Source organism: Paracoccus marinaquae (assembly GCF_018860165.1).
GTDB classification, from domain to species: Bacteria; Pseudomonadota; Alphaproteobacteria; order Rhodobacterales; family Rhodobacteraceae; genus Paracoccus; species Paracoccus marinaquae.
Genome location: NZ_JAHKNG010000003.1, coordinates 176,210 through 193,761 on the forward strand (window position 1 = coordinate 176,210; position 17,552 = coordinate 193,761).

Below are 17,552 nucleotides of genomic sequence, written 5' to 3' on the forward strand. Positions count from 1 at the left end.
CCGCCGGGCCGTCAGGCCCGGCTCTCAGCCGACCAGTTCATGCGTATAGCGGATCGAGCGGCCATCGACCTCCTGCCGCCAGCTGCGGAACGAAGGTTCGGTCTCGGGGCGGTTGACGATGAAGGACATCATCACCGTTTCCCAGCCGCGGGCATTGTCGAAGGCGTTGATGCGGATGTATTTCTCGCCATGCGCCTTGCGGCAGTCGTCCAGCTCGATCATCACGCCCTTGGCGTCCTTCAGGTCGAACATCGGATTGCCCCACATCTCCCAATAGGTGTTGCGGGGATGCGGCTCGTCGGTGAACTCGATGCCGACCGACCATTCCTTCGACAGGATGTACTCGATCTGCGCGGTGATCTGGGCGTCGTCCAGATCGGGCAGGAAGGAAAAGCAGCCCTGAGTGATACGCATGTCATGCTCCCTTAGCTGACCGCGGCCGTCGGCACGAAGTCCGAGGTGTCGGTCGAGGTATAGTTGAAGGTGATGTTGCCCCAGGTCTCCAGCGCGGCCTCCAGCGGCTTGCACCATTTGGCCGCCCTGCGCAGGATTTCCGGCCCGTCGGTCGCGATGTTCACGCCCTCGTTGCGGGCCTGCACCATCGCCTCCAGCGCCACCCGGTTCGCGGTCGCGCCGGCCTGGATGCCCATCGGATGGCCGATGGTGCCGCCGCCGAACTGCAGCACCACATCGTCGCCGAAGAGGTCGATCAGCTGGTGCATCTGCCCGGCATGGATGCCGCCCGAGGCGACGGGCATCACCTTCTTCAGATCGCCCCAGTCCTGCTCGAAGAAGATGCCGCGCGGCAGGTCGACCTCGTTCCGGATCTCGCGGCAGACATTGTAATAGCCCTGCACGGTCAGCGGGTCGCCCTCCAGCTTGCCGACGGCGGTGCCGCAATGCAGGTGATCGACGCCGGCCATGCGCAGCCATTTGGCGATCACGCGGAAGCTGATGCCGTGGCTCTTCTGGCGCGTATAGGTGCCGTGGCCGGCGCGGTGCATGTGCAGGATCATGTCGTTCTGGCGGCACCAGTTGCTGATCGACTGGATCGCCGTCCAGCCGACGATCAGATCGACCATGACGATGCACGACCCGAGTTCCTTGGCGAACTCGCCGCGGCGGTACATCTCTTCCATCGTGCCGGCGGTGATGTTCAGGTAGTGGCCCTTGATCTCGCCGGTGGCGGCGGTGGCCTTGTTCACCGCCTCCATGCAGTAGAGGAACCGGTCGCGCCAATGCATGAAGGGCTGCGAGTTGATGTTCTCGTCATCCTTCATGAAATCCAGCCCGCCCTTCAGCCCCTCATAGACGACGCGGCCGTAATTCTTGCCCGACAGGCCCAGCTTCGGCTTGGTCGTGGCGCCGAGCAGCGGGCGGCCGAACTTGTCCAGCCGCTCGCGCTCGACCACGATGCCGGTGGGGGGACCGGCAAAGGTCTTCATATAGGCCACCGGAAAGCGCATGTCCTCGAGCCGGGCGGCCTTCAGCGGCTTGAAGCTGAAGACATTGCCGATGATCGAGGCGGTGACATTGGCGATCGATCCTTCCTCGAACAGGATCAGGTCATAGGCGACATAGGCGAAATACTGGCCTTCCTGACCCGGCACGGGTTCTACCCGATAGGCCTTGGCGCGATACTGGTCGGCCGCCGTCAGCCGGTCGGTCCAGACCACGGTCCAGGTCGCGGTCGAGCTTTCGCCCGCCACCGCCGCCGCCGCCTCGATCGGATCGACGCCCTCCTGCGGGGTGATCCGGAACAGCGCCAGCACGTCGGTGTCCTTCGGCTGGTAATCGCCGTCCCAATAGCCCATCTGCGCGTATTTCAGCACGCCGGCGGCATAACGCTTTTTCTTGTCGGTGATTTCGGTATTCGACATCTCGTTCATGGCTTCCCTCCTCTCAGGCGGCGCGCGCGCCGGTGATGGCCGGGTCAAGCGCCCCCGACGCATAGCGTTTGGCCATCTCGTCCATCGCGATGACCCTGATTCGGCTGGCATGACCCGCCGTGCCGAAGCGCTCGAACCGGTCGCGGCAGAGCGCCGTCAGTTCCTCCATCGCCGGGATCAGGAACTTGCGCGGATCGAACTCGTCCGGCTTCTCGCGGGCGATCCTGCGGAACTGGCCGGTCATCGCCATGCGGCAATCGGTGTCGATATTGACCTTGCGCACGCCGTGGCGAATGCCGCGCTCGATCTCCTCGACCGGGACGCCATAGGTCTGCGGCATCTCGCCGCCGGCGCCGTTGATCAGGTCCTGCAGATATTGTGGCACGCTGCTTGATCCGTGCATGACCAGATGCGTGCCCGGCAGCCGGTCATGGATCGCCTCGATCACATGCATGGCGAGGATGTCGCCATCGGGCTTGCGGCTGAACTTGTAGGCGCCGTGGCTGGTGCCGCAGGCGATCGCCAGCGCGTCGCATCCCGTGCGGGTGACGAAATCGACCGCCTGATCGGGGTCGGTCAGCAACTGGCTGTGATCCAGCTTGCCTTCCGCGCCCGAGCCGTCCTCGGCCGCCGCCTCGCCGGTCTCAAGGCTGCCCAGCACGCCCAGCTCGCCCTCGACCGAGGCGCCGACGCCATGCGCGGCCTCGGACACCCTGGCCGTCACCACGACGTTATAGTCGTAATCGGCCGGCGTCTTCATGTCCTCGTGCAGCGAGCCATCCATCATCACCGAGGTGAATCCGTGCCGGATCGCCGACATGCAGGTGGCAAGGTTGTTGCCGTGGTCCTGATGCAGGCAGATCGGGATCGTGGGGTTCATCTCGGCCAGCGCCTCGACCATGCGGCGCAGCATGATGTCGCCGGCATAGGAACGCGCGCCCCGGCTGGCCTGCAGGATCACCGGCGCATCGACGACGGCGGCGGCCTTCACGATCGCCAGCCCCTGCTCCATGTTGTTGATGTTGAAGGCGGGCACGCCATAGCCGTGCTCGGCGGCGTGGTCCAAAAGCTGTCTCAGCGTGATCAGCGCCATCAGTGTCCTCCCTGGATCAGATCGCGGGCCAGATCGGCCGCGGCCTCGGCCGTGATGCCGAAATGGCGGTAAAGATCGGCGGCCGGCGCCGAGGCGCCAAAGCCGGTCATGCCGACAAAGCCGTCCTCGGGGCGCAGCATCAGCTCCCAGCCCTGCCGGATCGCCGCCTCGATGCCGATGCGCGGGGCAAAGCCCAGAACTCCGCGCCGGTAATCGGCGTCCTGCGCCGCGAACAGCTCGAAGCAGGGGGCCGAGACCACGGCGGCGTTGATCCGTGCGCCCGCCAGCAGGTCGGCGGCGGCCAGCGCGATCTCGACCTCGGATCCGGTGGCGATCAGCGTCAGGTCGCGCTCGACCGGGGTTTCGCGCAGTACATAGGCGCCGCGACGGCTGCGATTGGTGCCGTCATCCTCGATCCTGACGGCCGGCAGGTTCTGCCGCGACAGCGCCAGAACCGAGGGCGTGCCCTCGCTGGTCAGCGCGATCTCCCACGCCTCGGCGGTCTCGACCGCATCGGCCGGGCGGAACACCTGCAGGTTCGGAATGGCGCGCAGAGCGGCCAGATGCTCGACCGGCTGATGGGTCGGGCCGTCCTCGCCCAGCCCGATGCTGTCATGGGTCATCACATGGACGACCTTTACCCCCATCAGCGCGCCCAGCCGGATCGCCGGCCGCGAATAGTCCGCGAAGGCGAGGAAGGTGCCGCCATAGGGAATGAACCCGCCATGCAGCGCGAGGCCGTTCATCGCCGCGGCCATGGCATGTTCGCGGATGCCGTAATGGACATAGCGGCCGGCGTAATCGCCCGGACGGATCGCCTGCATCCCGGCGCTGCGGGTGTTGTTCGATCCGGTCAGGTCGGCGCTTCCGCCAATGGTCCGGGGCAGGGTGGCGTTGATCACCTCCAGCGCCATTTCGCTGGATTTGCGGGTTGCGACCTTCGGGCGATCCGCGACCAGCCGGTGACAATATTCCCCGATGGCACTGCGCAGCGCCGCCGCATCGGGCGCCCCCTGCGCGGCCAGAAAAGCGGCGCGGTCGGCGGATGCGTCCAACCGCGCCGTCCAGTCGGCCCGCGCCGCCGCCCCCCGCGCCGCGATCGCGGCCCAGGCGGCGGAGACATCCGCGGGCAGGGAGAAGGGGTCATGCGGCCAGTCCAGCACCCGCCGCGCGGCGGCGATTTCCTCGGCCCCCAGCGGCGCGCCATGAACGTCATGGCTGCCTTGCTTGTTCGGCGCGCCAAAGCCGATCACCGTCCTGCAGGCGATCATTGAGGGGCGTTGATCCGCGCGCGCGGCCCGAATGGCCGCCGCCACCGCCTCGCGGTCATGCCCGTCCACGGCCGCGACATGCCAGCCGGCGGCGGCAAAGCGCGCCTGCTGATCGGTCGAGGTGGACAGATCGGTGCTGCCGTCGATGGTGATGCCGTTGTCGTCCCACAGCACGAGCAGCCGGCCCAGACGCAGGTGGCCTGCCATGTCGATGGCCTCGTGGCTGATCCCTTCCATCAGGCAGCCGTCGCCGGCGATGACATAGGTGAAGTGATCGACCAGATCATCGCCCCAGCGGGCATTGGCCATCCGTTCCGCCAGCGCCATGCCGACGGCGGTGGTGATGCCCTGACCCAGGGGGCCGGTGGTGGTCTCGATCCCCTTGGCGTGGCCGTATTCGGGATGCCCGGCCGTGCGGCTGCCCAACTGGCGGAAGCCGCGGATCTGGTCCATGCCCATGTCGTCATAGCCCAGCAGGTGATTGATCGCATAGACCAGCATCGAGCCATGGCCGGCCGACATCACGAAACGGTCGCGGTCGGGCCAGCGATGATCCGCCGGATCGATGCTGATGAAGCGGTTGAACAGCACGGTCGCCACATCGGCCATGCCCATCGGCGCGCCCGGATGGCCGGATTTCGCCGCCTCGACGGCATCCATGGCCAGCGCGCGGATGGCATTCGCCATGCGGGTTTCCAGCGCCGGGTCGATACGGGTCATCTGGTTCATGCGGTTTCTCCTTCAGGCGCGCTTCGATTCACTGACCAGCCGCAGGATCATCGGCGTCAGGATCAGCTGCATGGCCAGATCCAGCTTCGGCCCCGGAATGACGATCGAGTTCGCCCGGCTCATCCAGGACCCGTCGATCATCGAGGTCAGGTAGGGAAAATCGATGCCGCGCGGGTTGCGGAAACGGATCACGACAAGGCTTTCATCCGCCGTTGGAATCCAGCGCGCGATGAACGGGTTCGAGGTATCGACCACCGGCACGCGCTGGAAATTGATGTCGGTCTGGGTGAATTGCGGGCAGATGCAATGCACATAGGCCTGCATGCGGCGCAGGATGGTGTCGGTCACGGCCTCGGTCGTATAGCCGCGGCTGGCCTTGTCGCGGTGGATCTTCTGGATCCATTCCAGGTTGATGACCGGCACAACGCCGATCTTCAGATCGGCCAGCTGGGCCAGGTTCACCTCGCCATTGGCCACCGCGCCGTGCAGCCCCTCGTAGAACAGAAGGTCTGAGCCATCCTCGAAGGCCGCCCAGCCGGTAAAGGTGCCGGGCGCGCTGCCCCATCTTTCGGCCTCGGCCTCGTCATGGACGTAATGGCGCGTCTCGCCCGCGCCGGTTTCGCCATAGATGCGGAACACCTCCTCCAGCTTTGCCAGCTCATTGGCGTCATAGCTGAAATGGCTGAAGGTCTGGTCGCCCTCGGCCTGCCGCTTGGCCAGTTCCGCCTTCATCGCGGCGCGGTCGAAACGGTGGAAGGCATCGCCCTCGATGCTGACCGCGCTGATCCCCTCGCGGCGGAAGATCTGGTCGAAGGTGGCCTTGACCGTGGTGGTGCCCGCCCCGGAACTGCCGGTGACCGAGATGATGGGGTGTTTCTTGCTCATGGGTTTCCTCAGGCGCGGAACAGGCCGCGATTGCCGAACAGCGCCGAGACCTCGGCCTCGGGCAGGTCGTGATAGGCGGCGACGCGGTCGACCTTCTCGGCCGATCCGAAGACGAAGGGGGTGCGGCCATGCAGGCTGTCGATGCGGCCGTCGAGGATCGGCAGCGCGCCATCGGTGGCGCGGCCGCCCGCCTGCTCGATCAGCATTGCGATGGGCGCGCATTCGTACAGCATCCGCAGCCGGCCGTTCTGATAGCCGTCGCGGCCGTCGGCGGGATACAGGAAGATGCCGCCGCGGATCAGGATGCGATGCGCCTCGGCCACCAGCGAGGCGATCCAGCGCATGTTGAAATTCTTCGCGCGCGGTCCCTCGGCCCCGGCCAGGCAATCGTCGATATAGGCCCGGACCGGGCGCGGCCAGTGCCGGTAGTTCGAGGCGTTGATGGCGAATTCGAAGGAACAGTCCGGCATCTCGACGCGCGCATCGGTCAGATCGAAACCCCCGGTATCGGGGTTCAGCGTATAGAACTGGGTGCCGTCGCCAAAGCTGACCAGCAGGCAGCAGCGCGGCCCGTAGATGATATAGCCGCCGGCGATCATGTCGCGCGCGGGGCGCAGAAAGCTGGCCCCGGCCTCGTCCGCGGCCGGGTAGATCGCAAAGATCGTCCCGATCGAGACATTGGTATCGATATTCGACGACCCGTCCAGCGGATCGATGGCCAGCGCGAATTCGCCGCCGGGCTGCATGGCGATGGGCTGGTCCCGCTCTTCGCTGGCAAACCAGCGCAGGCCCGCGCCCTTCAGCGCGTCGAGGAACAGCGCGTCGGCATAGAGATCCAGCCGCTTCTGCCCGTCGCCGTCGCTGTTGGTGCCGACCTCGGCGCCCATGCTGCGGTCGCCCCGGCGGATCACCCCCGACAGCGCCGCGCCGCCGCGCGCAATGGCCTGCATCAGCGGGCGCAGCCCCTCGGGAATATGCGTGGTGTCGATACTCGGCCCGGTCATCGGCCCCTCCCCTGGCGGCAACGCGGCATGGCTGGACCTTGACAGGGAAGGGGCTTTTATAAAATTTAATAAGATCGAAGCATAATTCAGGATTAGTTAAGATGCGCCTCGACGCCCTGACCCTGCGGCAGTTGCGCAGCCTGCGCGCGGTCGCCGAGACCGGCAGCCTGACCGCCGCCGCCGCCGCCATGGGGCTGACGCCGCCGGCGGTGCACAGCCAGTTGCGCGGGCTGGAGGATCTGGCCGGCTGCCCGCTGATGGAGCGGGGCGAGCATGGCGCCTTCTTCGCCACCCCCGAAGGGCGGGCGCTGCTGCAGGCCGAGGCCGAGATCGCCACCGCGCTGGCCCGCGCCGGGCGCGAGATCGCGGCGCTGCGTCAGGGGCACAGCGGCACCGTCGTGCTGGGGGTCGTCTCCACCGGAAAGTATTTCGCCCCCGGCCTCGTGGCCCGGCTGCTGCGTCTTTTGCCCGATGTCGAGGTGACGCTGCGGATCGGCAACCGCGATGCGACCATCGCGGCGCTGGCGGGAAACGAGCTGGACCTGGCGATCATGGGCCGGCCGCCGCGCGAGCCCGCGGTCATCGCCGATCCGGTCGGCCCGCATCCCCATATCATCATCGCCGCGCCCGATCACCCGCTGGCCGGGCAGGATCCGGTGACCCCCGGCGAGTTGCTGGCCGAAACCTTCCTGTCGCGCGAATCCGGCTCGGGCACCCGCATCCTGATGACCCGGCTGCTGGATCGCCTGGGCGAGGGCGCGCCCTGGCGGGCGGTCGAGATGGGCACCAACGAGACGATCAAGCAGGCGGTGATCGCCGGGCTGGGCATCGCCCTGATCTCGCAGCACACGGTGACCGAGGAACTGCGTTCGGGGCGGCTGGTAGCGCTGTCGGCGATCGGGCTGCCGATCCAGCGCAGCTGGTACCTGCTGCGCCGCGCCGACCGCGAGATGACCCCGGCCACGGCCCGCGTCCACCACCAGATCGAGGCGATGCGCGGCGCCTTCCTGCCCTCGGTCTGAGGCTGCGGGCCGGTCAGCCGGCCTCGCGCAGGGCCTCGATGCCGGTCGCCGGGGCGGAGCTTCCGCCCTCGAAGATCAGCTTGATCCCGCTCGTGCCGGTCTCGGCCTCGATGATCCGCGCATAGGCGCCAACCCTGTCCTCTGAAATCACCTCGCCATTGCGCCGGCTTTCGATGCTGAAGGAATACAGCCCGTCCGGCAGCTTCTCGCCCAGATCGTCGCGGCCGAACCAGTCGATCTGCCCCGATCCGGGGCCGATCTCCTCGCGCGTGATCTCGCGTCCAAGGGGATCGCGGGCCACCAGAATCACGCTGTCGGCGGCCGCATGCGGATCGACATCCAGCGCCAGCGCCTTGTCCCCGAACCAGACCGGCTCGGTCGTCCGCGCCTCCTTGCCGATCCATTCGGCCACCTCGCCCAGCCCGCCGCCGCCCATCTGCTGGATCAGCTGGTTCAGCAGCTTGTTGGTCTGCGCCTGCTGCTCGACCCCGGAAAAGGTCGCCAGCTGGACCGCGAATTCGGTTCCCTCCATCGGGTTCAGCGGGTCCTGGTTCTGCAACTGTGCCGTCAGCATCTTCAGGAATGTGTCGAAATCGGCGCTGGTCGTCGCCGGCGCGGCGGCGCTGGCGGCTGTGGCCGAGGCCGCGGTGGCGGCGGAACTGCTGGTGGCGGAAATCATGCCTTCTCCTTTCACAATCTCAGGTCGATATGCCGAAGGCCCGATGACATGCCCGCCATCGGGCTGACCATCTGCCCGGCGGTCAGGATCTGCAGCCCGGTCGGGTCGTCGTCGCCGCCTGGGCGCGGGCTGTTGGGCGCGGTGTCGCGGCTGCCGCGATCCTCGCGGAACTCGAATCCGGCGCCCTCGAATCCGGCCTCACCGAAATGCTGTTCCAGCAGGGTCGTGTTGCGGCGGATCATGTCCATGACTTCGGGGCGCTCGATCCAGAAGGTGACCTGGGGCGCGCGCTCGGTCCCGCTCAGGATCATGCGTACCCGGCCCAGTTCCTCGGGGGACAGGGCAATCTCGATCCGGTCCTCGCGCATCGTCACCACCGCATCCGCGATCTGGCGCATGACCGACTGGGGATGGGCGGCGGCGGGCCGCCAGTCCGCTTGAAGCGCCGCCGCCCGCATCGGATCCGCGCTGGCGGAGGCCGGCACCGCCAGCACCTCGCTGCGCGGGGCCGGGGCTTCGGCATCGATGGCGCGCAATCCCGGCTGCGCCTCGACGGATGCGGCCGGCGCCGAATCGGCGCGGCGCTGGGCGGCAGGGACAGGCTCGTCGGGTGCGGCGGCCCGATCCGGTAATCGGTCGAAGCGGGTCGCGGCCTCTGCCTCGCCGGTCGCGGCCTCCTCGGTCGGCGCCGTGGCGGCGCCCGGCGCCTCCGTATCCTCTGCTGCCGATGGCACGGCCACCCGGATCGTGGTCACCGCCGGGGCCTCTCCGGCCTCTGCGGCCTCTGCGTCCGGCATCCCGACCGCTTTCCCAAGGCCGGCGCTGACCCCGGACCAGCCCTCCAGCAGATCGACCAGCGGGTCCGCGCCCGGCGCCGGATCCTCGGCCTCGGGCCAGTCCCCTGCGGCCAGGGGTGGCAGGCTTGTGTCCACCGATTCGGCCGGCCGGTCGGCCTCGACCTCGGCCGGGGGTTCCGCCGGGCGGGCGGCCGGCTCTGGCGCAGGGCCTTCGGCCGAATCGACCTCGGACCGGAACTCGCCCCCGGCCGCATCCTGCGCGCCGGGTTCCGCGGCCGGACGGCCCGCCGGCCCGTCGCCTGTCCGGTCGAAACCCACTTTCATAAAGACTGCATCGGTCATGACTATCCGCCCATCGCTTCGCGGCAGATCTAAGCGATAACCCTTACCAATTATTTACCGCTAGCGCGTAACGTCGAGAATTCGAGGCAATTCGGAGTTTCCGTTCATGCAGATCAATCAGCTTGCGCCCCCGGCGGCGACGGCCCATCCGCAGCCTGCCCCCGCCGACCGGCTGGAACAGGCCTTTCTTGAGGAGATGTTGAAATATTGCGGCCCGCAGCCCGGTCAGGGCGCATTTTCGGGCGGCGCGGGCGAGGATCAGTTCGCCAGTTTCCTGAACCGCGAATATGCCGCGATCATGGCGCGGCGGATGGATCTGGGCTTTTCGGCCATCCTGCCGGGGGCACAAGGATGAGCGCGCGGCTGATGGACAAGCTTGCCGCGGCCAAATCCGCGGTGATCGCCGGGCAGGTGGACAGGGCGCTGGCGCTGATCGGCGATTTTGCCGATCTGGCGACCCGGACCGGCATTCCCGCGGCCGAACGCGCCCGGTTCGAGGCGCGGCTGGCCGAGTTGCGGGTTCTGGCCGAGGCCTCGCAGCAGGGGGCGCAGCGCGCGCTGGAGGATGTGCGCGCGATCATCCAGGCCGCGCGCAGCCTGCAGACCTATGACGACAATGGCCGCCGGCAGACGGCCGTGACCGCCGCGCCGCCGCCGCATCGTTTTTAGGTAAAATGCGCGATGACCTGTGTTTGAGTGGTGGACAGGAATTCACTATTTGTAAATCGCCGCCCGGTAGAACGGTGGACGCACGGCGAAACGTGCGGGGCAAGACTGCCCGCAAGGTCAGAAGGCCGATTGTCGCAATCAAGGGCGTAAAGCGCCCCAAATTCCGGAGGACAACATGTCCAGCATTCTGACCAATAACGGCGCCATCGTCGCGCTGCAGACCCTGAAGTCGATCAACTCGAACCTGAACAAGGCCCAGGCCGAGATCTCGACCGGCAAATCCATCGCCAACGCCCAGGACAACGCCGCGATCTGGGCCATTTCCAAGGTCATGGAAACCGATCAGGCCGCCTTCAAGACCATCCAGAGCGGCCTGAACGTCGCCGAGGCGACGGTGTCCACCGCGCGCGCCGGCGCCGAGCAGGTGACCGATCTGCTGAAGGAGATGAAGAACCTGGCGCTTAACGCCGGCACCGACGGCTTCGACTATGCGAAGGTCCAGACCGACATCACCGCCAAAATGGCGCAGATCACCTCGATCGTGTCGGGTACCCAGATGAACGGGGTGAACCTGCTCAGCACCAACGGCATCGATGGCGGGGCCACCTTCACGGTTCTGGCCTCGCTGGATCGCCAGGTGGCGACGGCAGCGACGGCCTCGAACACGATCGTGGTCAACTCGGTCGATTTCGAGGCCGATATCGTCGGTGGCACGATTACCGCGATCACCGACCGCGCGACGGCCGATACCGCGGTGCACGACCTCGAGGCACTGATCGAGCTTGCCATCAACGGGGCTGCCGCCCTGGGTTCGGCCGGCAAGCAGATTGCCGACCAGTCAAACTTTGTCGGCAAGCTGGCCGATTCGCTGAAATCGGGGATCGGTTCGCTGGTCGATGCCGATATGGAAGAGGCGTCGGCCCGTCTGCAGGCCCTGCAGACCCAGCAGCAGCTGGGCATCCAGGCCCTGTCGATCGCCAACCAGGCGCCGTCCTCGATCCTGGCGCTGTTCCGCTGACAACCTTACGGGGCGCCCTCGGGCGCCCCGCCTTCCCATCCCATTTCATATCGGAACATGAACCTTGAACGCGGTAACTCCCTTGTCTGAGAACGGATACGGCACCAATGCCGTCCGGAGCGCACGCGACGCCGAATATGATGTCATCTCGCGCGTGACGCGCCAGTTGCGGCAATCCGACCGCGCCGGCCGCAGCCCCGAAGCCATCGCCGCGATCCACCTCAACAACGAGCTGTGGACATTGCTGGCGACCGATCTGGCCGATGCCGGTAACGCGCTGCCCGATGAGGTCAAGGCGGGGCTGCTGTCGCTGGCCGGGTTTTCGCTGCGCCACGGGCATGCGGTCCTGGCCGGCGGGGCGACGACCGATGCCCTGATCGACATCAACATCTCGGTCCTGAAGGGCCTGCGCGGCGAGGCCGGTGCATGAGCGGGCTGGTCCTGAAACTGGCGCCGAACGAGCGGATCCTGATCAATGGCGCCGTCATCGAGAATGGCGAACGGCGGGCCAAGATCTCGATCAAGACGCCGAATGTGAAGGTGCTGCGGCTGCGCGACGCGATCCATCCCGAACGCGCCGACACGCCGGTCGCCCGCGCCTGCTATATCGCGCAGCTGATCCTGTCGGGCGACGCCGAAGCCGATGAGGGGCGCCGCCAGCTTGTCCTGGCGATCGAACAACTGAGCCAGGTCTTCGATGACCGCGACAGCCGCGGCATCCTGGACGCGGCGACCGCCTTTGCCGTCGCCGGCAACCCCTATCAGGCGATGCGCAGGCTGCGCGACCTGCTGCCGCGCGAGGCGCGCTATTTCGCGGCGCAAAGACAGTGAGGCGCCGATGACCATCCCCATTGCCATCGGCGCGACCGGCATCGCAGGCTGGAACATCCTGAAGACCAGCGAGGCAAGGCATATGGACAGCCTTGCCCGCGACGCCATGCTGCAGCGGTCGACCGCCTATTTCCGCGACAATATCGGCACGGCGCAGGATGCCGGCGCTCTGGTGAAGGACTATCGTCTGCTCAGCGTCGCGCTGGGCGCCTTTGGGCTGGAAGAGGATATCGCCAGCAAGGCCTTCATCCAGAAGGTGCTGGAATCCGACATCGACGACGATGCCTCCCTGGTCAACCGTCTCAGCGACAAGCGTTACCTTCGGCTGGCCACGGCCTTCGGCTATGGCAGCGGGCAGGCGGACGGGCAGGTGCTGGGCGATCGCGTCTCGGCCGCCTATCTGGAGCGGGAATTCGAACGGCGCGTCGGCGAGAGCGACGAGAACCTGCGCCTGGCGCTGAATGCAAGGCGCGAATTGCAGCAGTTTTCCGGACGGGATTCGCCCGACCGGACACTGTGGTTCGAGGTTCTGGGCAACCCGCCGCTGCGCAAGGTGTTCGAGGGCGCCTTCGGTTTCGGCAGTGCCTATGGCAAGCTGCCGATCGACCGCCAGCTTGAGGAATTCACCAGGGCGTCCGAACGTTTCCTCGGCAGTGCCGCCTTTGCCGATCTGACGACCGCGGACGGCATCGACCGCCTGGTGCGGAATTTCCTGGCCAGATCGCAGCTTGAGGCCTCGCCGGTCCAGAGCCGCTACAGCGCCGCCCTGACGCTTCTGTCGGGCTGAGGGCCGGCGCGCCGGGCGCGGGGCGTTCCCCGCGCAGTCGATGGCATGACCGCCGATGATCGGGCCGCGACCGGTGGGACGATCCAAATTGGCCGGCAGGGTCCTTCCGACCTTGCGCCCCGGCCGCGCATGACTATAACCCCGGACGATTTGCGCCCATCCCAGACCGTCCGGAGCCTCCCATGCCGAAAAGAACCGATATCAAATCGATCCTGATCATCGGGGCGGGGCCGATCGTCATCGGGCAGGCCTGCGAATTCGACTATTCCGGGGCGCAGGCCTGCAAGGCGCTGCGCGAAGAAGGTTACCGGGTGATCCTGGTGAACTCGAACCCGGCGACGATCATGACCGACCCGGAAATGGCCGACGCCACCTATATCGAGCCGATCACCCCCGAGATCGTCGAAAAGATCATCGCCAAGGAACGGCCCGACGCGCTGCTGCCAACCATGGGCGGGCAGACCGGCCTGAACACCGCCCTGGCGCTGGCCGATTCGGGGGCGCTGAACCGCTATGGGGTGGAACTGATCGGCGCACAGCGTTCCGCCATCGAGATGGCCGAGGACCGCAAGCTGTTCCGCGAGGCGATGGACCGCATCGGGCTGGAAAACCCGCGCGCCACCATCGTCTCGGCGCCGAAGCACGCCAATGGCCGATACGACGTGTCCGCCGGTGTCGCGCTGGCGATGGAGGCGCTGGAGGATATCGGCCTGCCCGCGATCATCCGTCCCGCCTTCACCCTTGGCGGCACCGGCGGCGGCGTCGCCTATAACCGCGACGATTACGAACGCATCGTGCGCTCGGGCCTCGACGCCTCGCCGGTCGCGCAGGTTCTGGTCGATGAAAGCCTGCTGGGCTGGAAGGAATACGAGATGGAGGTGGTGCGCGACCGCGCCGACAATGCCATCATCGTCTGCTCCATCGAAAACGTCGATCCGATGGGCGTGCATACCGGCGATTCCATCACCGTGGCCCCGGCGCTGACCCTGACCGACCGCGAATACCAGCGGATGCGCAATGGCAGCATCGCGGTCCTGCGCGAGATCGGCGTCGAGACCGGCGGCTCGAACGTGCAATGGGCGATCAACCCGGCCGACGGCCGCATGGTGGTGATCGAGATGAACCCGCGGGTCAGCCGCTCGTCGGCGCTGGCGTCGAAGGCGACGGGGTTCCCGATCGCCAAGATCGCCGCGAAACTGGCCGTGGGCTATACGCTGGACGAGCTGGACAACGACATCACCCGCGTCACGCCGGCCAGTTTCGAGCCCAGTATCGACTATGTCGTGACCAAGATCCCGCGCTTCGCCTTCGAGAAATTCCCCGGCTCGAAGCCCGAACTGACCACCGCGATGAAATCCGTGGGCGAGGTCATGGCCATCGGCCGTAGCTTCCACGAAAGCCTGCAGAAGGCGCTGGCCAGCATGGAGAACGGCCTGACCGGCCTCGATGAGATCACCATCCCCGGCGCCGCCGACGAAGGCAAGCCCGCGGTCATCAAGGCGCTGTCGCTGCAGACCCCCGACCGGCTGCGGGTCATCGCCCAGGCCATGCGCTTCGGCCTCGGCGACGACGAAATCCAGCGCATCACCCATTTCGACCCCTGGTTCCTCAGCCGCATCCGCGAGATCGTCGCGGCCGAGGCCGCGATCCGCGAGGCCGGCCTGCCCAAGGATGCCGAGGCCCTGCGCGGCCTCAAGATGATGGGCTTTTCGGATGCCCGCCTCGCCGCCCTGACCGGCCGTGACGAGGCCGCGATCCGCCGCGCCCGCGCCGCCCTCGACATCCGCCCGGTGTTCAAGCGCATCGACACCTGCGCCGCCGAATTCGAGGCCCAGACCCCCTATATGTATTCCACCTACGAATCCCCGGCGATGGGCGATGTGGAATGCGAATCCCGCCCCACCGCGGCGAAAAAGGTCGTGATCCTCGGCGGCGGCCCGAACCGCATCGGCCAGGGGATCGAATTCGACTACTGCTGCTGTCACGCCTGTTTCGCGCTGACCGAGGCCGGGTTCGAGACGATCATGATCAACTGCAACCCCGAAACCGTCTCGACCGATTACGACACCTCGGACCGGCTCTATTTCGAGCCGCTGACGCTTGAACATGTCCTCGAAATCCTGCGCACCGAACGGCAGAACGGCACCCTTCACGGCGTCATCGTCCAGTTCGGCGGCCAGACGCCGCTGAAACTCGCCAACGCGCTCGAGGCCGAGGGCATCCCGATCCTCGGCACCACCCCCGACGCCATCGACCTGGCCGAGGACCGCGAACGCTTCCAGAGGCTGCTCCACGACCTGAACCTGCGCCAGCCGATCAACGGCATCGCCCACAGCGACGCCCAGGCGATCGAGATCGCCGAACGCATCGGCTTCCCGCTGGTCATCCGCCCCTCCTATGTGCTGGGCGGCCGCGCGATGGAGATCGTGCGCGACATGGACCAGCTGAAGCGCTACATCACCGAGGCGGTCTCGGTCAGCGGCAGGAACCCGGTGCTTCTGGACAGCTACCTGACCGGCGCGATCGAGGTCGATGTCGACGCGCTCTGCGACGGCGAGGCGGTGCATGTCGCCGGCATCATGGAACATATCGAGGAGGCGGGCGTCCATTCCGGCGATTCGGCCTGCTCGCTGCCCCCGCACACGCTGGACGCCGCCACCATCGCCGAACTCAAGCGCCAGACCGGGGCGATGGCCCGCGCGCTGCAGGTCCGCGGGTTGATGAACGTGCAGTTCGCGCTGAAGGACGGCGATATCTACGTCCTCGAGGTGAACCCCCGCGCCTCCCGCACCGTGCCCTTCGTCGCCAAGGCCACCGACAGCGCCATCGCCTCGATCGCCGCGCGGCTGATGGCGGGCGAGCCGCTGTCGAACTTCCCCGCCCGCGCGGCCTATCCGAAGGGCGTCGGCCCCGAGGATGACCTGCCGTTGGCCGACCCGCTGACGCTGGCCGACCCGAACACGCCCTGGTTCTCGGTCAAGGAGGCGGTGATGCCCTTCGCCCGCTTCCCCGGCGTCGATACGCTGCTCGGCCCCGAGATGCGCTCGACCGGCGAGGTGATGGGCTGGGACCGCAACTTCCCGCGCGCCTTCCTGAAATCCCAGCTTGGCGCCGGCGTGACCCTGCCGCAATCCGGGCTGGTCTTCGTCTCGATCCGCGACGCCGACAAGACCGGGGCCATGGCCGATGCCGCCCGCGACCTGGTGGCGATGGGCTTTGCGCTGCTGGCCACCTCCGGCACGGCCGATTTCCTCGCCCGGCACGGCGTCGAATCGACCCGCGTGAACAAGGTCTATGAGGGCCGCCCGAACATCGTCGACCGGCTGAAGAACAACGAGATCGCGATGGTCCTGAACACCACCGAGGGCGCCCAGGCCATCGCCGACAGCCGCGAGATCCGCGCCGTCGCCCTCTATGACAAGATCCCCTATTACACCACCGCGGCAGGCAGCATCGCGGCAGTGGCGGCCATCAGGTCGCGGGAAGAGGGGGAAGTCGGGGTGAGGTCATTGCAGGCTTGAGGACAAGCTTCCGATGGCGTGTGCTGCCCGATGGTCTGATGTGTTGGTCAGCCCCCAGTGGTTCGCAGGAACAGGACGGGTGTTTCCGCTTCCGCTTGCTCCAGATACTCTCTGGAGTCGATATCCTGCCTCGCGATTTCTGATCCTCCCCCAGTGAAGTGGTCCGCCGTTATGGTTAGGAAACGGAGGATCGAGAATGGCAAACAAGCGACCGAAGCCGGAAGTGATTGTGTCGAAATGGCGTCAGGTTGAGGTTCTGACGGGGCAAGGGATGCCCCGTCTGGATGCGATCAGGCGGATCGGTGTTGTCGAACAGACCTATTACCCGGAGACGAAGTCCGTCGCTTTGCGCGGATAATTTAAAATAATTCAATAATATCATATGATTATATAAAACCAACCCATCTCATTGTGTGGCAATTGGTGTGGCAGTGCTTACTTCTCTGTCTGCGCGTTTGTTGAGTTCATGGGTGCCAGCGAACACAACGCTCTCACCTCCATGTCCTTCCCGCGCCAGCACCGGACTAGGGTCCGTGGACATTCAAGGTTTTCACCCTGCCTGATTTCTGATTCAAGCTTCCCAAAGGGAGGTTTGAATGAACGAAGAACGGTTCGTGCTGACGGATCAAGTTTGGCAGCGGCTTAAACCGCATCTGCCGGGGAAGAGCAGCGATGCCGGTGTGACGGCCAAGGATAATCGCTTGTTTCTGGAAGCGGTGTTCTGGCGTGTGCGCACTGGATCTCCATGGCGCGACCTGCCGCCCGGTTTCGGCAACTGGAACAGCCAGTTCCGTCGCTTCCGCCGATGGGCGAAGGCTGGTGTTTTCGAGAGTCTTTTCAAAGCCATGAGCGATGACGCTGACCTCGAATACGCTCTGATCGACGGCAGGCTTTGTCGCGAGTTTTCCTCAGCCGGTCAGGTGAAGTATGATCCTGTCGGACTTCGGAAGGGGAAGATGGTGTAATGACGGTTTCCTTCAAGGGCGCGCATTTCCCTAAAACCGTGATCCTGTTT

General features: G+C 66.4%; 17 protein-coding genes and 1 pseudogene. 10 read left to right on the forward strand and 8 right to left on the reverse strand.

Annotated features, from left to right (window positions below):
- Positions 1 to 24: 24 nt before the first annotated feature.
- From KNW02_RS03520 to KNW02_RS03545, 6 genes are read right to left on the reverse strand one after another with little or no spacing between them, the layout of a single operon-like run.
- A complete protein-coding gene (locus KNW02_RS03520; protein WP_216031877.1) occupies positions 25 to 414 on the reverse strand; it encodes a ribulose bisphosphate carboxylase small subunit in 390 nt (129 codons plus the stop codon).
- Between the two features lie 11 nt (positions 415 to 425).
- Positions 426 to 1,889 carry a form I ribulose bisphosphate carboxylase large subunit gene (locus KNW02_RS03525; RefSeq protein WP_216031878.1) on the reverse strand — a complete coding sequence of 488 codons (1,464 nt, stop codon included), beginning with the start codon at positions 1,887 to 1,889 and terminating at the stop codon, positions 426 to 428.
- Between the two features lie 13 nt (positions 1,890 to 1,902).
- Positions 1,903 to 2,982, reverse strand: coding sequence for a class II fructose-bisphosphate aldolase (fba, locus tag KNW02_RS03530; protein WP_216031879.1), 1,080 nt, complete (start codon positions 2,980 to 2,982; stop codon positions 1,903 to 1,905).
- Positions 2,982 to 4,982 carry a transketolase gene (gene tkt, locus KNW02_RS03535; protein ID WP_216031880.1) on the reverse strand — a complete coding sequence of 667 codons (2,001 nt, stop codon included), beginning with the start codon at positions 4,980 to 4,982 and terminating at the stop codon, positions 2,982 to 2,984. Before tkt ends, fba begins: the two co-directional genes overlap by 1 nt.
- 12 nt (positions 4,983 to 4,994) lie before the next feature.
- On the reverse strand, positions 4,995 to 5,867 hold the full coding sequence (locus KNW02_RS03540) for a phosphoribulokinase (protein WP_216031881.1): 873 nt from the start codon (positions 5,865 to 5,867) through the stop codon (positions 4,995 to 4,997).
- A gap of 8 nt (positions 5,868 to 5,875) precedes the next feature.
- Complete coding sequence (locus tag KNW02_RS03545; RefSeq protein WP_216031882.1) at positions 5,876 to 6,871, reverse strand: class 1 fructose-bisphosphatase; 996 nt, start codon at positions 6,869 to 6,871, stop codon at positions 5,876 to 5,878.
- Between the two features lie 101 nt (positions 6,872 to 6,972).
- Here KNW02_RS03545 and cbbR point away from each other — a divergent pair, with 101 nt between their 5' ends.
- Positions 6,973 to 7,893, forward strand: a complete 921-nt coding sequence (gene cbbR / locus KNW02_RS03550) for a LysR family regulator CbbR (protein ID WP_216031883.1) — start codon at positions 6,973 to 6,975, stop codon at positions 7,891 to 7,893.
- A gap of 13 nt (positions 7,894 to 7,906) precedes the next feature.
- Here cbbR and KNW02_RS03555 read toward each other — a convergent pair whose 3' ends face one another.
- Together KNW02_RS03555 and KNW02_RS03560 are read right to left on the reverse strand one after the other, a co-directional pair.
- Entirely contained in the window at positions 7,907 to 8,572 is a 666-nt protein-coding gene (locus KNW02_RS03555; RefSeq protein ID WP_216031884.1) for a flagellar hook capping FlgD N-terminal domain-containing protein, read from the reverse strand.
- A gap of 11 nt (positions 8,573 to 8,583) precedes the next feature.
- On the reverse strand, positions 8,584 to 9,711 hold the full coding sequence (locus KNW02_RS03560) for a flagellar hook-length control protein FliK (RefSeq protein ID WP_216031885.1): 1,128 nt from the start codon (positions 9,709 to 9,711) through the stop codon (positions 8,584 to 8,586).
- A gap of 106 nt (positions 9,712 to 9,817) precedes the next feature.
- On the opposite strand from KNW02_RS03560, the gene KNW02_RS03565 reads away from it, so the two are divergent.
- The 9 genes and pseudogenes from KNW02_RS03565 to KNW02_RS03605 form a co-directional block, all read left to right on the forward strand.
- Positions 9,818 to 10,066 (forward strand): rod-binding protein, encoded by a 249-nt coding sequence (locus KNW02_RS03565; RefSeq protein ID WP_216031886.1) that lies wholly within the window; start codon positions 9,818 to 9,820, stop codon positions 10,064 to 10,066.
- On the forward strand, positions 10,063 to 10,380 hold the full coding sequence (locus KNW02_RS03570; RefSeq protein WP_216031887.1) for a hypothetical protein: 318 nt from the start codon (positions 10,063 to 10,065) through the stop codon (positions 10,378 to 10,380). Before KNW02_RS03565 ends, KNW02_RS03570 begins: the two co-directional genes overlap by 4 nt.
- A gap of 175 nt (positions 10,381 to 10,555) precedes the next feature.
- Complete coding sequence (locus KNW02_RS03575; RefSeq protein WP_216031888.1) at positions 10,556 to 11,398, forward strand: flagellin N-terminal helical domain-containing protein; 843 nt, start codon at positions 10,556 to 10,558, stop codon at positions 11,396 to 11,398.
- 82 nt (positions 11,399 to 11,480) lie between these two features.
- Positions 11,481 to 11,828: a flagellar biosynthesis regulator FlaF gene (flaF, locus tag KNW02_RS03580; protein WP_216031889.1), complete on the forward strand. Its 348-nt coding sequence runs from the start codon at positions 11,481 to 11,483 to the stop codon at positions 11,826 to 11,828.
- Positions 11,825 to 12,229: a flagellar biosynthesis repressor FlbT gene (gene flbT, locus KNW02_RS03585; RefSeq protein WP_216031890.1), complete on the forward strand. Its 405-nt coding sequence runs from the start codon at positions 11,825 to 11,827 to the stop codon at positions 12,227 to 12,229. The genes flaF and flbT overlap by 4 nt, the downstream gene beginning before the upstream one ends.
- A 7-nt stretch (positions 12,230 to 12,236) precedes the next feature.
- The gene (locus tag KNW02_RS03590) at positions 12,237 to 13,016 is read left to right on the forward strand and encodes a DUF1217 domain-containing protein (RefSeq protein ID WP_216031891.1); all 780 of its coding nucleotides are present in this window, start codon (positions 12,237 to 12,239) and stop codon (positions 13,014 to 13,016) included.
- A gap of 182 nt (positions 13,017 to 13,198) precedes the next feature.
- The gene (gene carB, locus KNW02_RS03595; protein ID WP_216031892.1) at positions 13,199 to 16,537 is read left to right on the forward strand and encodes a carbamoyl-phosphate synthase large subunit; all 3,339 of its coding nucleotides are present in this window, start codon (positions 13,199 to 13,201) and stop codon (positions 16,535 to 16,537) included.
- A 196-nt stretch (positions 16,538 to 16,733) separates the two neighbouring features.
- Positions 16,734 to 16,895, forward strand: coding sequence for a hypothetical protein (locus KNW02_RS03600; protein ID WP_216031893.1), 162 nt, complete (start codon positions 16,734 to 16,736; stop codon positions 16,893 to 16,895).
- A gap of 238 nt (positions 16,896 to 17,133) precedes the next feature.
- Positions 17,134 to 17,436 (forward strand): annotated as a pseudogene (locus tag KNW02_RS03605) (transposase); the annotation flags it as partial.
- Positions 17,437 to 17,552 lie beyond the last annotated feature (116 nt).

Bases quoted from the DNA above. Each gene is read 5' to 3' on its own strand.
- KNW02_RS03520 (WP_216031877.1), bottom strand. From the start codon at position 414: ATGCGTATCACTCAGGGCTGCTTTTCCTTCCTGCCCGATCTGGACGAC.
- KNW02_RS03525 (WP_216031878.1), bottom strand. From the start codon at position 1,889: ATGAACGAGATGTCGAATACCGAAATCACCGACAAGAAAAAGCGTTAT.
- fba (WP_216031879.1), bottom strand. From the start codon at position 2,982: ATGGCGCTGATCACGCTGAGACAGCTTTTGGACCACGCCGCCGAGCAC.
- tkt (WP_216031880.1), bottom strand. From the start codon at position 4,982: ATGAACCAGATGACCCGTATCGACCCGGCGCTGGAAACCCGCATGGCG.
- KNW02_RS03540 (WP_216031881.1), bottom strand. From the start codon at position 5,867: ATGAGCAAGAAACACCCCATCATCTCGGTCACCGGCAGTTCCGGGGCG.
- KNW02_RS03545 (WP_216031882.1), bottom strand. From the start codon at position 6,871: ATGACCGGGCCGAGTATCGACACCACGCATATTCCCGAGGGGCTGCGC.
- cbbR (WP_216031883.1), top strand. From the start codon at position 6,973: ATGCGCCTCGACGCCCTGACCCTGCGGCAGTTGCGCAGCCTGCGCGCG.
- KNW02_RS03555 (WP_216031884.1), bottom strand. From the start codon at position 8,572: ATGATTTCCGCCACCAGCAGTTCCGCCGCCACCGCGGCCTCGGCCACA.
- KNW02_RS03560 (WP_216031885.1), bottom strand. From the start codon at position 9,711: ATGACCGATGCAGTCTTTATGAAAGTGGGTTTCGACCGGACAGGCGAC.
- KNW02_RS03565 (WP_216031886.1), top strand. From the start codon at position 9,818: ATGCAGATCAATCAGCTTGCGCCCCCGGCGGCGACGGCCCATCCGCAG.
- KNW02_RS03570 (WP_216031887.1), top strand. From the start codon at position 10,063: ATGAGCGCGCGGCTGATGGACAAGCTTGCCGCGGCCAAATCCGCGGTG.
- KNW02_RS03575 (WP_216031888.1), top strand. From the start codon at position 10,556: ATGTCCAGCATTCTGACCAATAACGGCGCCATCGTCGCGCTGCAGACC.
- flbT (WP_216031890.1), top strand. From the start codon at position 11,825: ATGAGCGGGCTGGTCCTGAAACTGGCGCCGAACGAGCGGATCCTGATC.
- KNW02_RS03590 (WP_216031891.1), top strand. From the start codon at position 12,237: ATGACCATCCCCATTGCCATCGGCGCGACCGGCATCGCAGGCTGGAAC.
- carB (WP_216031892.1), top strand. From the start codon at position 13,199: ATGCCGAAAAGAACCGATATCAAATCGATCCTGATCATCGGGGCGGGG.
- KNW02_RS03600 (WP_216031893.1), top strand. From the start codon at position 16,734: ATGGCAAACAAGCGACCGAAGCCGGAAGTGATTGTGTCGAAATGGCGT.